Annotated in this window: 11 protein-coding genes; 9 read left to right on the top strand and 2 right to left on the bottom strand. The window is 50.4% G+C overall.

Translation table 11 applies throughout. From position 1 onward, the window contains the following. Positions 1-16 precede the first annotated feature (16 nt). Positions 17-316 carry an Lpp/OprI family alanine-zipper lipoprotein gene (locus EWA64_RS20575; RefSeq protein ID WP_061894388.1) on the bottom strand — a complete coding sequence of 100 codons (300 nt, stop codon included), beginning with the start codon at positions 314-316 and terminating at the stop codon, positions 17-19. Between the two features lie 331 nt (positions 317-647). On the opposite strand from EWA64_RS20575, the gene EWA64_RS20570 reads away from it, so the two are divergent. The 6 genes from EWA64_RS20570 to EWA64_RS20545 all read left to right on the top strand — a co-directional run bounded on the left by EWA64_RS20570 (position 648) and on the right by EWA64_RS20545 (position 10,716). Beyond that, positions 648-1,988 (top strand): DEAD/DEAH box helicase, encoded by a 1,341-nt coding sequence (locus EWA64_RS20570; RefSeq protein WP_061894389.1) that lies wholly within the window; start codon positions 648-650, stop codon positions 1,986-1,988. Positions 1,989-2,221: 233 nt separating this feature from the next. Next, positions 2,222-4,228, top strand: coding sequence for a prolyl oligopeptidase family serine peptidase (locus tag EWA64_RS20565; RefSeq protein ID WP_061894390.1), 2,007 nt, complete (start codon positions 2,222-2,224; stop codon positions 4,226-4,228). Next, positions 4,225-6,366 (top strand): TonB-dependent hemoglobin/transferrin/lactoferrin family receptor, encoded by a 2,142-nt coding sequence (locus EWA64_RS20560; RefSeq protein ID WP_061894391.1) that lies wholly within the window; start codon positions 4,225-4,227, stop codon positions 6,364-6,366. Before EWA64_RS20565 ends, EWA64_RS20560 begins: the two co-directional genes overlap by 4 nt. Before the next feature lie 9 nt (positions 6,367-6,375). After that, on the top strand, positions 6,376-8,670 hold the full coding sequence (locus tag EWA64_RS20555; RefSeq protein WP_061894392.1) for a proprotein convertase P-domain-containing protein: 2,295 nt from the start codon (positions 6,376-6,378) through the stop codon (positions 8,668-8,670). Between the two features lie 34 nt (positions 8,671-8,704). Beyond that, positions 8,705-10,147, top strand: a complete 1,443-nt coding sequence (locus EWA64_RS20550) for an Lcl domain-containing protein (RefSeq protein WP_061894393.1) — start codon at positions 8,705-8,707, stop codon at positions 10,145-10,147. After that, complete coding sequence (locus EWA64_RS20545; protein ID WP_061894394.1) at positions 10,144-10,716, top strand: Lcl C-terminal domain-containing protein; 573 nt, start codon at positions 10,144-10,146, stop codon at positions 10,714-10,716. The genes EWA64_RS20550 and EWA64_RS20545 overlap by 4 nt, the downstream gene beginning before the upstream one ends. A gap of 159 nt (positions 10,717-10,875) precedes the next feature. Here EWA64_RS20545 and EWA64_RS20540 read toward each other — a convergent pair whose 3' ends face one another. Continuing rightward, positions 10,876-12,519 (bottom strand): methyl-accepting chemotaxis protein, encoded by a 1,644-nt coding sequence (locus tag EWA64_RS20540; protein WP_061894395.1) that lies wholly within the window; start codon positions 12,517-12,519, stop codon positions 10,876-10,878. A 432-nt stretch (positions 12,520-12,951) separates the two neighbouring features. Between EWA64_RS20540 and EWA64_RS20535 the strand changes: the two genes are divergently transcribed. The 3 genes from EWA64_RS20535 (at position 12,952) to pstA (ending at position 15,677) form a co-directional block, all read left to right on the top strand. Then, positions 12,952-13,773 carry a phosphate ABC transporter substrate-binding protein gene (locus EWA64_RS20535; RefSeq protein WP_061894396.1) on the top strand — a complete coding sequence of 274 codons (822 nt, stop codon included), beginning with the start codon at positions 12,952-12,954 and terminating at the stop codon, positions 13,771-13,773. Positions 13,774-13,859: 86 nt separating this feature from the next. Next, positions 13,860-14,792, top strand: a complete 933-nt coding sequence (gene pstC / locus EWA64_RS20530; RefSeq protein WP_061894397.1) for a phosphate ABC transporter permease subunit PstC — start codon at positions 13,860-13,862, stop codon at positions 14,790-14,792. A gap of 21 nt (positions 14,793-14,813) precedes the next feature. Next, complete coding sequence (pstA, locus tag EWA64_RS20525; RefSeq protein WP_061894398.1) at positions 14,814-15,677, top strand: phosphate ABC transporter permease PstA; 864 nt, start codon at positions 14,814-14,816, stop codon at positions 15,675-15,677. Positions 15,678-15,710: the final 33 nt, after the last annotated feature.

The following is a 15,710-nucleotide window of genomic DNA, read 5'->3' as shown; positions in this document are numbered from 1 at the left end:
CGGCGCTGAGTGAAGCTTATTTGGTATAAGATTGCGCGATATTGTCAATACGCTCGTTAGCACGCACCGCTTCTTCCTGTGCTGCCATCGCGGCCATTGACGCTTCTTTTGCCGCCATTGAGGCGTTTTGGGCCTGCATTTCTGCATCGGCTTGATTGCTCTTCAATGCTGCGACTTCTTTGCTCAGCATCTCAACTTGATTCTTCAGTTGGTCGACTTGCGACATGGCTGCTTTGGTCTGTGCATCCGGACCAGATGCACACCCCGCCAGTAAAAGGACAGACGTTGCGGCAGCTGCGATTAGGATTTTGTTCATAAAAACTCCTTGTTCTACTTTTTAATTAGTCACTGCTTAGATCAATCATAAAGCTTAGATCAATCGAAAAGACTCCATGATTGTAAACAGTATAAGTGACAAGCGTGAGTTAAACTGTGGCAGAGGCGCAAATACCTGAATTTTTGACCAAACACTCACTTTTGGCCCATTGTGCATCGTGACCAGCGGAAGTTGAGTTTGAAACTACGCCATCAAGGTGGATTAATTTTCTGTGATCTCTATCCTTTATCAAGTGGTTTGCGGTATCATTGCGCGTTTTTTAAAAGCCATTTCCAGCGTAAAATTTGCCTGTCTGGACTGGTGCGAATAAGTGGAGAACCCTTTGCAATTTAAAGATTTAGGCCTAGATAATCGTTTGTTGAAAACCTTAAAGCATTTTGATTTCAAGCAAGCGACCAAAATTCAGCAGCAAGCCATTCCTGTGGCGATCGCAGGAAAAGACTTGCTGGCATCGTCCAAAACCGGTTCAGGCAAAACCCTTGCGTTTGTATTGCCGATTTTGCACAAATCTTTAAAGAACAAAGCATTATCTGCAAAAGATCCTCGAGCGCTCATTCTTGCGCCAACCCGTGAGTTAGCCAAACAGGTGTATGGCGAGTTGCGCTCTATGCTGGCGGGCTTGTCTTACGATGCGACCTTGGTGGTTGGTGGGGAAAACTTTAATGATCAGGTGAAAGCGCTCAGCCGTTACCCGAAATTCATTGTGGCCACGCCCGGACGTCTGGCGGACCACCTTGAGCACCGCTCACTTTACTTGGACGGCCTAGAAACTCTGGTTCTGGATGAAGCCGATCGCATGTTGGATCTCGGTTTTGCCCCAGAGCTGCGCCGTATTCATAACGCGGCCAAGCATCGTCGTCGTCAGACGCTCATGTTCTCGGCGACGTTAGATCATGCGGAAGTAAATGATATTGCATCGGAAATGCTTGATTCACCGAAGCGCATTTCCATCGGTGTTTCGAATGAAGAGCACAAAGACATCACACAGCGTTTCTACTTGTGTGACCATCTGGATCATAAAGAAGCGTTACTGGATCGCGTATTAAGCGAAGCCGAATACCGTCAGGTGATCATTTTCACCGCCACGCGTGCTGACACCGATCGCCTGACGGAAAAACTCAACCAACAAAACCTCAAAGCGGTGGCGCTGAGTGGTGGGTTAATCCAAACCCAGCGCAACACCATCATGAGCCAGTTTGAGCGTGCGGTGTTTAAGATCTTAGTTACAACCGACATTGCTTCGCGTGGTTTGGATATTGCCAACGTGACTCATGTGATTAACTTCGATATGCCAAAACACACCGAAGAGTACGTGCATCGCATTGGCCGTACTGGACGTGCTGGTAACAAAGGCGACGCAATTTCGCTTGTCGGGCCAAAAGATTGGGACAGCTTTAAGCGTGTTGAAGCGTTTTTGCAGCAGGACATTACCTTTAGCCACTTCGACGATCTGAAAGGCAAGTTTACTGGTCTGAAACCACGCAAACCGGATTACCGTAAAAAAGCAGTGGTGCAAAAGAAAGCCAAACCGCAAGCGAAATCGACAGCGAAGAAGCCTGCCAAACGCGATAAGAGTTTCTATCAGAACGTGGCCGTGGGCGACAGCATCTTTATTCCGAAGAAAAAGTCACCATCCGCCGCTGACGAGTAAGCGTCAACCTTCTTGTTTGAAAAACCGCCGACTGGCGGTTTTTTTCTACCCCAAGTCTTCGCGATATGATCGATTGGCCGCATTTACCGTCGAACGTATGTAAACGAGATGTATTCCTACTACGGTCATGTGATATTAATCTCAAAAATAATGCCAATGATAATTGATATCATTTCTATTTATAGGCAGAATAGGCACGTTTATTAATTCTATAAATCTAAGTGCCTTTTCTCATGAAATTTGCTCATGTTTTATTCATGCTGGCTGTGGCTCCGGCAGGGATTACTTTTGCCCAAGATTCTTACCAATGGCTGCGCGATGAGAGTCGCCAATCACCGCAAGTGCTGGAGTATTTGCAGCAACACAATCGCTTGACTGACGAGGCACTGTCACCTGTACGTGATTTGCAGCATTCGTTACTGAGCCAATGGCAAACGATGACGGTAAGTAAGGCTGATGAGCCTTGGCAAAGCCGTTTAGCAATGGAATGGAAGCTCTCATCACAACGGGGCGAGCTTAGTTTGTTGCGCCGAGCAAACGCAAAAGCGCAAGCTCAGCTGGTCTACTCGTTTGCGCCAAGACAAGCGCAAGCCGATTATTACCAAATCGGCGCTTGGGCGGTCAGCCGCGATCAAAGTAAGTTGCTGTTTAGTGAAGATATCGACGGCTCAGAGCGCTATCAACTGGTGGAAGTCAACCTCAAACAAGGGGGAGAGAAAATCTTAGCCATCGGGCTCGATCAGTCAATGCTTTATTCGGCCGATGGGCAATATGTTTACTTGATTCGTAAAGATCCCACCACGCAAAGACCAAGTGAAATCCGCCGCCTAACCGTCGCCGATTTGAGCGAACAACGGATTTGGCAAGAGGAGAGAGCGGACTGGTTACTCTCTTTTTATCAAGCCAGCGATCCGCGTTATGCCTTGCTGCAAAGTAACAATGAAAATAGCAGTGAGCAAAAACTGCTTGATCTACAAAGCGGTGAAGTGCGGCCAATTCGCCCAGCGCAAGCTGGCCTTGAGTATTACGCCGATGTCGCCAAAGACACGCTGTTCATCAAGAGTAATTTGCACGGCCAAGCGCGCTTGTATACCGCGCCGCTGAAACAGCCAAGCGAATGGACGCGCTTTACTCAGGCGCTGGATGGTCTGCAGCAGTTCTATCTGTTTGCCGACGCGCTAGTGGCCGTAACTCAGCAAAAGGCCGATTCACAAGTCTTGGTATTTGACTATGCTGGCGAGTTAAAAAAGCGTTTGCCGCTTAATCCGCAAGGACAAGTGGCGTGGGTATCACGCAATGGCGATTTTGCCAGCAATCAACTTCGTCTGCGCAGCATGTCCATGACCACTCCGCCAATGTGGCAAGAGCTGAATGTGAAGACTCTTGATTTGGTGACGTTGTCACGAGATATCTATCAAAACTACCATGCTGAGCGCTACGTTTCTGAGCAGGTGATCGCCCATCAAAATGGCGTTGAGGTGCCGATCACGCTCGCCTATCGCAAAGATAAACTCACCGCGCACTCGCCAGTGATTTTGTACGGCTACGGGGCTTACGGTTTTACCATGAAACCTTACTTTATGCCGCAAATCATCAGCTTGCTGGATCAAGGGGCGATTTACGCCATTGCCCATGTGCGCGGCGGCGGGTACTACGGCGACGCTTGGCACCAAGCAGGGCGAGGTGAGCAAAAACGCCACTCGATGGATGATTTCGTTGCCGCCGCTAAAAGCCTGCAACACTACCAACAGGGTGAGCGTTTGGTTTACGCCATGGGCTCTAGCGCAGGTGGGACTTTAGTGGCCGGAGCGCTCAATCAAGCGCCGCAAGCTTTTGCCGGAGCGGTGCTCAAAGTGCCGTTTGTCGATGTGGTGAACAGCATGACCGACACCAGCCTACCGTTGACTGAGCAGCAATATGGCGAGTGGGGCAATCCGCAGGTGGAAAGCGCGTTAAAAGCGATGCAAGCCTATGACCCATATGGAAATGTCAAAGCCGTTCCTTATCCGCCTTTATTGGTGCAGATCGGCCTTAATGATCAGCGCGTGCCTTATTGGGAAGGAGCCAAATATCTCAGCAAGTTGGCCGAACTGAGCACAGGTCAAGGTCCTTATTTACTGCAAACCGATTTCGAATCGGGCCATGCCAGCGATCGTCGAAAAGCGCTGGAGCAACAAGCGTTGGAATACGCGTTTCTGATTTCACTGTTTAAAACATCGAGCCAAGCGGAGCAAAAATGAAGTTGAATCCTGTTTGTGCGGCGGTACTGTCGGTACTGGCTGCAAATGTCGTCCACGCGCAAGAAAACCTAGCGGTGATGGAAGAAGTGGTCGTTACGGCGAATAGGATTGAGCAGCCGATCTCGAAAGTGGCGGGCAGTGTCGCGGTAGTGACGGGGGATGCGCTGGAAGAGAGAGGGGTGACCGAGCTGTACGATGCGCTGCAAGGCGAGCCCGGCGTGAGCGTGACGGGCGGTGCGGGCCGACCACAAAACATCACCATTCGTGGTATGACGGGCAATCGTATCAGCATCATTCGCGATGGCATTCGCTCTGCTGACGGCTTTGGCGCGAATGACATCAATGATCAAGTGGGGCGCGATACCTTTGATCTTGCCAATGTCAGTACCATTGAGCTTATCAAGGGAGCAAGCTCATCGGTGCATGGTTCGGGGGCGATTGGCGGCGCGGTGATCGTAAAATCCAAACAGCCGAGTGATTTTCTGCAAGGCAAGGATTTCTACGCCGATGTTTCTGGCACGTACACCGACATCAGCCAAAAGTACAAAGGTGCGAGCAATCTTGCTTTTCGTTCTGGCGATACTGACAGCCTGATTAGCGTGGCTTACTGGCAAGGGCAAGAGACGCGCAATTTTGAGCAAGATACCTATAACCGTGAGCTTGATGGTTATAGCGTGGCGTACAGCCTCAACCATTTTTACAGCGACGAGCTGATGTTAAAAGCGCGCGCCGAGCTGTACACACAAAACCAAACTCGTTTGGAAGGCTCTGCCTCGATTCAAAAAGATGGGGAATGGAAAATCGCAGACTTCGCGCAAGAGCAAAGTAGCGAAGAATACAGCGCTTACCTTGGCGCTGAACTCACCCCGTTGGAGCCCACTTGGTTTCGCCAGTTAGATACAAAACTTTATTGGCGTCATACTGAGTCAGACGAGCAAACCAACCGTTTGATGCATCAAGTGGATCACAATAATTTGCTGGTCAAGCGCCGCGAACAGGAACACAAAACCTTCACCGATGAAACCATCGGCATGCGCGCTGATTTCACGCAGTCGCTTTTCGCCGCAGGCGCAGATCATCAGCTGGCATTTGGCATCGAACTGGCAAGTGACTACTACCAACGCACCGATCGCGATAAGGTGCTGGATTGGAACGGCGTCAAAATCTCAGCCAAGCAGCCGTTTGCCCCGGCTCGCGCTTACAACCTTGGGCTGTATGTGCGAGACATGATCGAGTTGCAACAATGGACCCTTACCGGCGGCTTGCGCTTTGACGCTCATCGCTTGACGCCAGATGCCGATGGCGAAGTCGGCGGTTTCCCGCTGAAAGATATCGACAGTTCAGAGCTGTCGCCGAGTTTGTCGTTGTCGCGTGAGCTTTTTGCCAACAACCGGGTTTATCTCTCTTACAACCACGGTTACCGAGCCGCGGAGTATGACAAAGCCTATGGCTATGTGTCACACGAGTTCGTTCCTTTGACCCCTTTTGTGATTGCGCCGAATCTGGATCTTAAAGCGGAAACCTCGGAATCTTTTGAGATTGGCAGCAAATTTGATAACGGCCGCGCGCGTTTGTCGCTGGCTGCGTTTTACAACAAGTTCGACAATTTCATCGATATCGTCACCATCAGCTTTGATACCAACAGCGGCAATTATATCAAGCAATATCAAAACCTTGAGGGCGTAGAAACGTATGGCGCTGAAGTCTCTGCGGGTTACGCCTTGAGCCAAAAGTGGGACGTTGGCGCCAAGCTGGGTTATGTCGATGGTAAAGAGGCAGACGGCGATTACATTCGCAGTATCACGCCACTAGAAGGCAGTGTGTCGCTCGGCTATCACGTGCAAGATTTTAGTGCCTACGGCTTATGGAGCTGGGCAACGGCGATGGATCGCGTACCGACCTGCCAAACCGATCTCGGTTTAGCGGCTCAGTGTGCCACCACCAGCGCGTGGAATCGCGTGGATATCGGGGCGACCTACCAGCTGTCTAAAGATCTTCGTCTCAGTGCGACGATCGCCAATCTGTTTGACAAAAAGTACATTCGTTATCAAGACGTTGCCGGCATTCTTGACCAAGACAAGCACTACTCGAGTGAGCCGGGACGCTATTTCACTCTCAATGCCAAATATCAGTTCTAGGATTTCACCATGAAGTTAACCCCTTTAGCGCTGTCACTTTTGGTTGCGGCAGCGCCAGCGATTCAGGCCGGACAGTGGGATTACCCTGCCGAAGGCACGATGGTCGCCGATGCCGCGCAAGCCAAAAGCTATCTTGATACCCATTATGCGCAGGACGGCGAGTTTATCTTGCGCTACCAAACGGCGTCGAAGCTGGGCAGTCATTACAATTTTGATGTTTGGGTCAATGGTGTTTATCAGCCGCAGCGCACCTTGGTCGTAACGACTAACCCAGAGCAGCAAGTGGTGCGTGTGTTTAAAAGTGTGCAAGACACCCAGATGCGTAACGGGCAAGCGCTGGTGGCGGCAGAAATCGAGTCACCGCGCACGCTGGAAGCTGACGAGCCGCCAGCACTGAGCTCAGGCAATTTGCTGGATGTAACAGTCTCGCTGTTTGACCCAGATCTGCGCACCATGCAGCAGCAAGCGGCGCCAGAGACGGTCTGGTCCTCATTGGATGAATACCCGCAAGCGGTCGAGTATGTTGAGAAATCCATTCAAGTGTTGCAAGCCGATGGCAAGTTCTACCTTGCCAATCCGCGTGTCAAGCAAGTGGACGCGCAGGCGCTGCTCGCGGTCACTGAGCAGGGGGGTGAGCCGGTGCGTGACAGTGGTGATTTCTTAGCGCCTGAGGGCGTTGAAGCATTTCCTTCTATTGATGCGTTGCAAAGTGTGCGTTTGGGTGACGACGCTTTCCCGCAGCTCATGGCGTTCTATCATCTCGATAGCTCGCTGCGCTATTTGGCCAGCCTGAACTACACCTTGTTTAGCGAGCCACTGCGTTTTGATGCGCGCGGTTTAGCCAAGGACAATTCCAGTTACTACTACGGCCCGCGTGCCGTGATGTTCGGTATTGGTGGCGCGTCGCCTGACGCCATCGATGCCGACGTGATCCGTCATGAGCTCGGTCACGGTATCCATTATCAAATAGTACCGGACTGGGCTTATGGACACACAGGAGCGATTGGCGAAGGGCTGGGAGACTATTGGGCAGGCAGCGCCAGCTATCGTCAGCAATATTTGGACGCTTCTCGTCGTGGCCAAGAGTTTGAGATCGATACCGTATTTAATTGGGATGGTGTGTTTGGCGTGCGCCGCTCGACCCGCAGCTTGTGGAATCAGCGCGCGCGCTACTTCGAAGAGGCCGAATACCCCGCGCACGTGAGTGTGGGAGGTGAGTTAGGCGACGAGCTTTGGTCAACGCCACTGTTTCAAGCGCTCAAAGTGGCGGTCGCCCGCTATGGCGATGGCAGTGACAGCGTGTTTCGAGAGTTTGACACCATTGTGCTTGAGGGTATGTACGGGGTTGGCCGTGGGGTAAAAATGCACGATTTAGCGGAGTCGACGGTTTTTGCTGCCAAAACGCTGTTTCCAAACAAGGAATATGCGCAGTTTCTTATTGAAAGCTTCAATCGTCATAACCTGCTCAAAGCGCCATTCAACGTGCGCTACAAATCCCGTTACATTGGACAAAGCGAACCAGTGGAACTCAGCCTGACGGCCAATGAGCGTCAAGCGAGCATTCAAGGTCAATGGCAGCTCAACGGAGCGAAGGTGCAAGAGATCGCGACCACCTTATCGGATGCGCAAACCTTGCAGGCCGCACTGCCCGATGGGCTTGTTTGTGGCGCGCAGTTTGACTCGACTGTGGCGTTGGATTATCAGTTCGCCGACAGACTAAAAGCGCAGTCGTGGCGCGACATCGTATCGCTAGTGAACGGCACGCCGCTGCTGCAAACTCCAGCCAGAAACCTGAATGCGCCTTTGTTGGATGCCAAAGTCGATAGCCAAGGCAGGACTAGCCCCGGCAACAAGATCTTTGTGCAAACCCTAACCGACAAAACGCGCAAAATTGACAACAGCTTCGCCGTTTATTTGCACATCGAGCACAGCGCACTGCAAGAGCTGCAGGTGACGTTGATCTCTCCGCAAGGTAAATCGGTGCCACTGCTCAATCACCAATCTGGCTCTCAACACGGTTTTCAAGGTTACTTCACGGCTCAGTATGACGACGAGCTGCAAGCGCTGCTCGGTGAACCAAGCTGGGGCACTTGGCGTCTTGAGATATCTGATCGCGTCTCGGGGAATGTTGGGGTTCTGAAAGCGTGGGGCGTAAGTCATTTTGCTCAATATCAGTGCAGTGCGGGCAGCCGCAACAATACGGCGGGTGAGAGCCAGAACAGCCGTTCCGGCGGCAGCGGTTCTCCTTTTGCTTTGCTCGGGCTGCTACTGCTTGCCATGGTGAGAGCCTTGCGCTCTCGATAACAACAAACGCAATTTACTAGAAGAAGATCAATCTATGAAGTTTCAATATTCTGTCATTGCTATCTCTTTAGCTCTTGCTGGCTGCGGTGGTGGAGGCGGCGGTAGCGGTAGCGAAGTGCCAACCTACCAAGTGTCAGGAAATATCGCGATGCCCGGCTCATTGCTCGATACGTCGGTGTGTATCGATGACAACCAAAATTTTGTCTGCGATAGCACTGAGCTGAAAGCGAAAAGCGACAATAGCGGCAAATTTTCTCTTACCTCGACCAACAAAAACATCTTGATCAGCACGATCCTCGCGCAAGTGGATAACGGAGTAGGGCAGATCGTACCGCTGGCGGCTCCGGGACAACGACTCGTGCAAGGCAATCACATCAATGGCGTGACCACCTTGCTGGCAGGATTGGTCAATGATGGTTACACCCTAGAGCAAGCGGAGCAGATCGTGCAATCGCAGTTGAACGCGGCGGGCGTATGGCTAAGTGGCAGTGTGCTGGCAAATGCCAGTGAAAATGCGTTGGTGACGCTGGAACAAAACACGCTGGCTTTGCTGGCTGAGATGACGACAGATCAAATGAGAAGCGGCGTTTCGTTGTTAGCGCAGGATCTGAGTTTTGACGGCAAATCCCTTACGGCTGCGCTCCTTACTCCACCGGAGCGCGCTGCGCTCGTGGCGAACATCGTCTCCGAAGTACAGCGTCGTATCGGCCACAATGATACAGGCGCGACACGCTATTTCACCGATGGCGATCAAGAGGTGGCCGAAGCGCAAGAGTCTTACCCTGGGCAGGATGCAGAATATGGCCTTGATAACAGCGACCAACAAACGCTGACGGGCAACGGTTTCAAATTTGTTAAGTTGGATGCCAAAGGCCAAACCTTAGCCGATGACGCGACCAATTGGGCTTGTACGCTGGATGAGCGTAGCGGGCTGGTGTGGGAAAACAAAAGTGGCGATGCCAGCTCAGTGCAGTTTAAGGATCGCACCTTTGTGTTTGAGTCACAGACTTTCAAACCTTACAGCGACGATCTGCAAGTGGTTGGTTGTGTCGAGGCCAAAGACAATCTCTGCTCTACCCAACAATACGTTGCTCACATGAACCAACAAAGTCTGTGTGGCATCACTCAGTGGCGTTTGCCGACCTACCTTGAGTTTTACGACATCATCGATTTTGGGGAAACGACCAAAGATGAGAACGACCACGTCTATGGTCTCGATGTCCGCTATTTTCCCCAGCAGACACAAGGCAGCCCAGATCTTAATACTGGCGCGATTTGGCTGAACAACATTAGCTTCAACAACTATTCGCCATATCAAACTTTGGGCGCGGTTCAGTATCCTGTGGTCGCGACCAAAGGTGCGGATCGTGGATACGTGAGTTTTGTGGAAATATACTCCGACAGGGTGACCCCAGATAGCGGTACTTCCTTCCAATTCCCAATCCGTCTGGTTGCAGCAAAGGAGCAAGTAAGATGAAAAAATTAATCACCGCACTGGCGCTCGCTGCGGCGTCTCAAACGGCGATGGCCGTGCAAGAGTGTTCAATTGATATCGCCAAAAGTGCCCCAAACTCGCGTTATGATTACTCCGCGCAAGGTACAGTAACCGATTTAAAAACAGGTTTGACGTGGATGCGTTGCCCGGTTGGTATGAGTTGGAATACGGCGCAGCAAGCGTGTACGGGTACGGCTGACCAAGTGACGTGGCAAAGTGCACTTTTGACCGCCCAGCAGATCCGCGATGAGTCGGGTAACCATGCACTGCACAATTTTGCAGAGAAAAAGCAGTGGCGTTTGCCAAACATTAAAGAGTTGGTCGCTTTGACCGAACACGCTTGCTTCGGACCGGCGATGAATGGGACGGCGTTTGCTAGCGGCTACACGGTGGAAACAGGGGATTTAAAAGGTTACATCTGGAGCAACACACCAAGTGGTGATGGGCAGGGGATCATGACCTTTGATTCCGTTAATGGTGAGATTTACAACTACTCTCATTCTGCGCAGGATAGCACCTTCTCAATGTTATTGGTGACCGACGAACAATAATCACGCTGTAGCGAGAATCGCTGTCTACGCGCATCATTGCCTACTAACACTCAGCGGTTTACTGAAAATCAATAGCAGCAAGCTCCGCACTGGCGGAGCTTGTTGTTTTTCGTCATAGGAAATGGTTTATCGAGGCGCTCAAAGCGAAACCTTAAGCGTCTAAACCTTAAAGTAAGCCAATTGTTGCTTTTGGTTCTCCGCCAAGCTAGAAAGCTCGTGGCTCGCCGCCGCTGCTTGGGTAATACCTGTGACATTTTGACTCACCAGCTCGTAGATATTGCTCAGATTGCTGTTGATGTCTGACGTCACCTGATTCTGTTCTTCAGACGCGGTCGCCACTTGGGCGTTGATCAGCGCCAGTTCCTCAATCGAATGGCTGATCTCCTGCAGTGTGGCGCTGACATCGCTGGCCAAGGTTTGGTTACTGGTCAGCATTTGCAAACTGGCGTGCATGCTCTCGTTGGCCCGCCCCGATTGATTTTGCAGCTCTTCAATAATGGCTTGGATCTCTTTGGTTGAGTCTTGCGTTCTTGCTGCGAGCATACGGACCTCATCGGCAACCACCGCAAACCCTCGACCGCTTTCACCTGCTCGCGCAGCTTCTATGGCTGCGTTGAGCGCGAGTAGGTTGGTTTGCTCCGAGATGCCTTGAATCACTTCAATCACTTTGCCAATTTGTTCCGATTGGGTTTTCAGTGAGTTAACCACTTGCGCGGCGTTGTTAAGCTGATCGGCCATCTTGTCGTTGGCGCGGCTGTTTTGTTCGAACATACTTAGGCTACGCTTAGCCAGTTGATTGGCTTGATTGGCCGCACCATCTGCTTTGGCCGCGTTGGCGGTCACATCGGCGGCGGTCGATTCCATCTGGTTGATGGCGGAAGCCACTTGTTCGACTTCGCTCTTTTCTTGATCAGAATTGACACTCGATTGTGTCATTACCGCAGCGAGTTCGGTTGACGCTGATGCCACATCGACACTGATTCGCACCAGAGAATCGACGGTTTGGCGTAACTGCTTCACCGTGCTGTTGACATCTTGCGCCAGTTGCGCGACTTCATTTTTACCTTCTACTTCGGCGTTAACCAGCAAGTTACCGCTGGCGACTTGTTGCATTGTCTGCTGCAAAGCGCGGATTGGCTTAACGATCAGGCTGGCTAACAGTAGGCTAATCAGCGCGGCGACGGTCAGAATACCAATCATGGCGAATACGGATACCGTCAGGGTTTTATCGTGCTGTTGCCCCGTTGCGCTGACTTCTTCTAATGCCATCTGATTGAGCTTTGTGGACAGTCGATCAATCGCTTTCACCATCTCTTCGCCAGCGAGGCGATAGGCGCTCATGGCGTGATCGTATTGTTCCTGAAAGCCCGGTGGCGGGTAACGCTCGTGATGCTTGGTATTGAGCAGTGGCAGCATGGTGTTGCGAGAGTAGCTGACGTAGTGATTCAGCGCCTGACGCATTTGCTGCGTCTCCGTTTCTAAGCCATCCATGGTGCTTATCTGGTTAAGCAAGAGGCGAATATTGCTTTGTCTCTCACCGAGGACTTGGCTCAAGGTACTGACATCATCGGGATTAAACAGGCTATAAATGGCCTTGATACGCATCGCGTACATATTATCGACGATTTCGCCCAGCTCACTTTTGTGCTCGATGAGCTGCTCTGTGGAGACAGTGACGCGTTCAAACGCCTGCTTAAGTGTGCTTGTGCCTACGGTGAGCCCTGCGAGCAAAAGAACAATGGTAAATGCGACCGGCAGCAGAATTTGTGCCTTGATCGACAGTGCGCTAAGTAATTGACGCATTAAAACAACCCTCTGTATTTATTTTCTAAATGATAATAAATATTATTTGTAAATTATACATAAATCTATCAATTGAGATTTGGCCTATTCAACCACTTATTTTGTCAAAAATATCACTACTAATTTGCTGTGTGTCTCAAATCGATGAGATGGTGCGAACGAGTGCCGAATTCTTACTCACATCTGTCACTTTTGATGAATAAATTGCTCGTTGAAAGTGGGCCTCAGCTGGGGTGGGCGTTTTTAGTGCTGCATGGAAAGGCTGTTTTTCCCGTCTATTTTCTCTAAGTGGTGGCTGTGATTATTAATTGATCAATCAGCAATGTGTCATAGAGGGTTCAATTAAGTGAAACACAAATGTCACATTCGCGTCCTAAAGTGAGCTTCGTTCAAGTAAAACACAACGGCAATCGAGCCATAAAGGATATTGTGATGAAAAAGACAGTAATCGGTGCAATCGCTCTATTGGGCGCTCTGACAGTGACCTCAGCTTCTGCTAAAGAAACTATCTCTGCAGTGGGTTCAAGCAGTGTAACTCCACTGATGGAAGTTTTCTCTGAAACGTACATGAAGAAAAACCCTAATGTATTTATCGAAGTACAAGGACCGGGTTCTTCTGCTGGTGTGAAAGCGGCGAAAAACGGCAGTGCCGACCTTGGCATGTCATCTCGTGACCTAAAATCTTCTGAAAAAGAGCCAACCTTGGTTGAAGAAGTGATCGCTCGTGACGGCATCGCAGTGGTGGTTAACCCTAAAAACACGCTAAAAGGTCTGACTTCAGAGCAAGTATCGGCTATCTATAAAGGTGAAGTGACCAACTGGAAACAAGTGGGTGGCGAAGACAAACCAATCGTTGCGATTACTCGTGACACGGCTTCCGGTACTCGTGGCGCATTCGAAGATATCCTGAAACTGAAGAAGAAAGTGTCAGGTAAAGAAGTGTCAGCCATCTCTCAACGTGCTCAAGTTGCTAACGGTAACGGTGCGCTGAAGACCATGGTTGCTTCAAACCCATATTCAATTGGTTATATCTCGCTGGGCACCGTCGATGAATCTGTGCACGCACTCGCGATTAACGGTACTGACGCATCGGTAACTAACGTGAAAAACGGCTCTTACAAAGTAGCGCGTCCTTTCCTTGTACTTTACAAGCAAGGCAAACCTTCAGCAGAAACTCAGAAGTTCCTCGATTGGATGCTGACGCCAGAAGCGCAAACTCTGGTAGAGAAAAAAGGCTACATCTCAGTTCATTAATCAATATCGCTCAATTTGCTCAGCCCTGATTGTGGGCTGAGCGTTTTCTATCCACTTCGAACTTTATCGAAACGTGAGATTTTATAATGACCATCGCAACTCGTAGTGAAAAGCTTATGAACAATGAAGCCAAAGCTATTAGCAAATCCGGTTTACGTACACAAAAGAGAGTTGACTGGAGAGAACGCATCTTCCATGGCCTCTTCTTAACCAGTGCGGTTATCGGTATCGTCTCTCTGGCCGTGATCGCCTACTTCATCGTGCGTGAAAGTATTCCCGCTTTCCAAGAGGCTGGTGTTTCAGGCATCGTACTCGGTGAAGACTGGCTGCCGCCTGCACTTTATGGTGTCGCGACCATGATCGTCGCTTCAATGGTGTCCACCTTTGGCGCGGTTTTGGTTGGTGTGCCTGTCGGGGTGTTAACCGCCATCTTTATCGCAGAAATTGCGCCAAAACGTGTCGCTGATATCATCCGTCCAGCGGTTGAGCTTCTCGCTGGTATCCCCTCAGTCGTGTATGGCTTCTTTGGTCTGGTTATCATCGTGCCTCTTATCCAGAACATATTTGATGTACCAGCTGGTAACACCATTTTGGCCGGGATTATCGTACTTGGCGTGATGATTCTGCCGACGGTCATTACCGTTTCTGAAACCTCGATTCGCGCAGTACCGAAAGCTTACAAAGAAGGCTCTTTGGCGCTAGGTGCCTCGAAAATTTTTACTATCTTCAAACTGCTTGTTCCTGCTGCGCGCAGCGGCATTATGACTGGCGTTATTCTAGGAATTGGCCGAGCGCTTGGCGAAACCATGGCCATCATTATGGTGATGGGCAACGCTCCAGCCATGCCGCAAGGCATTTTAGACTCCGCTCGTACACTGACGGCAAACATCGCTATTGAGATGTCATACGCCAGCGGTGTGCACGCCAACGCACTTTACGCTACGGGTGTGGTGCTACTGGTGTTCATCATGATGCTCAATGCAGCTCTGCTTTACCTTAACCGAGAAAAAGCGAAATAATCGCTTGTGAAGGTGACAATTATGGATCGCGCAAAATTAAAACAAGCACGTCAGTTTAAAGACAATGTGTTAAGTGGCTTTATCTGGTTGGCAGCGGCTCTGACCGTTGGCTTCCTCTTCTGGATCATCTGGTACATTCTGTCGAATGGTTTACAGCACGTGGATTGGAATTTCATTACTGACGATTACACTCGTACAGGCGATGAGCACGGCATCTTCCCGATGATCATCTCAACCGTTTACATGGTTATCGCTTCCATCGCAGTAGCGGCGCCTCTGGGCATCATGACTGCGATTTATTTAACCGAATACGCCAAAGTGGGTAGCCGCTTGGTCAAAGTGATTCGCTTCTGTACCGAATCGCTGGCGGGTATTCCATCGATTATCTTCGGTCTGTTTGGTATGACGTTTTTCGTTGCCATTCTTGGACTTGGTTTCTCGATTCTCTCCGGTGCATTAACCCTGAGTATTCTGATTTTGCCTGTGATTATTCGTACCACGGAAGAGGCGTTGATGGCCGTGCCACAAACGTACCGCGAAGGCTCGTACGGTCTGGGTGCATCTAAAATTTACACTATCTGGCGTTTGATTCTTCCAAGCGCAATGCCAGGTATCTTAACCTCGGTCATTCTAAGTATTGGTCGTGTCATTGGTGAATCCGCGCCTGTGTTCCTCACAGCAGGTATGGTTGCACGTATTCCTGATTCGCTGTTCGATTCAGGCCGTACGCTGACAGTTCACCTTTATAAGCTAACCACAGAGCTGTTTACCATCGAAGAGTGGAATCAGGCTTACGGTACAGCAACGGTGCTGATTGTATTGGTCCTTTTGATCAACATGGTGACCAAACTGATCGCCAAGCGCTTCAACACCGCAACGTATTAATTACTGCGTGCTTTCGCAGGTTAAATGACACGA

Origin of the sequence: Vibrio cidicii, from assembly GCF_009665415.1 — a bacterium.
GTDB lineage: Bacteria > Pseudomonadota > Gammaproteobacteria > Enterobacterales > Vibrionaceae > Vibrio > Vibrio cidicii.
This window is presented reverse-complemented; position numbering and strand designations above follow the sequence as displayed.

Bases quoted from the DNA above. Each gene is read 5' to 3' on its own strand.
- EWA64_RS20575 (WP_061894388.1), bottom strand. From the start codon at position 316: ATGAACAAAATCCTAATCGCAGCTGCCGCAACGTCTGTCCTTTTACTG.
- EWA64_RS20565 (WP_061894390.1), top strand. From the start codon at position 2,222: ATGAAATTTGCTCATGTTTTATTCATGCTGGCTGTGGCTCCGGCAGGG.
- EWA64_RS20560 (WP_061894391.1), top strand. From the start codon at position 4,225: ATGAAGTTGAATCCTGTTTGTGCGGCGGTACTGTCGGTACTGGCTGCA.
- EWA64_RS20555 (WP_061894392.1), top strand. From the start codon at position 6,376: ATGAAGTTAACCCCTTTAGCGCTGTCACTTTTGGTTGCGGCAGCGCCA.
- EWA64_RS20550 (WP_061894393.1), top strand. From the start codon at position 8,705: ATGAAGTTTCAATATTCTGTCATTGCTATCTCTTTAGCTCTTGCTGGC.
- EWA64_RS20545 (WP_061894394.1), top strand. From the start codon at position 10,144: ATGAAAAAATTAATCACCGCACTGGCGCTCGCTGCGGCGTCTCAAACG.
- EWA64_RS20540 (WP_061894395.1), bottom strand. From the start codon at position 12,519: ATGCGTCAATTACTTAGCGCACTGTCGATCAAGGCACAAATTCTGCTG.
- EWA64_RS20535 (WP_061894396.1), top strand. From the start codon at position 12,952: ATGAAAAAGACAGTAATCGGTGCAATCGCTCTATTGGGCGCTCTGACA.
- pstC (WP_061894397.1), top strand. From the start codon at position 13,860: ATGACCATCGCAACTCGTAGTGAAAAGCTTATGAACAATGAAGCCAAA.
- pstA (WP_061894398.1), top strand. From the start codon at position 14,814: ATGGATCGCGCAAAATTAAAACAAGCACGTCAGTTTAAAGACAATGTG.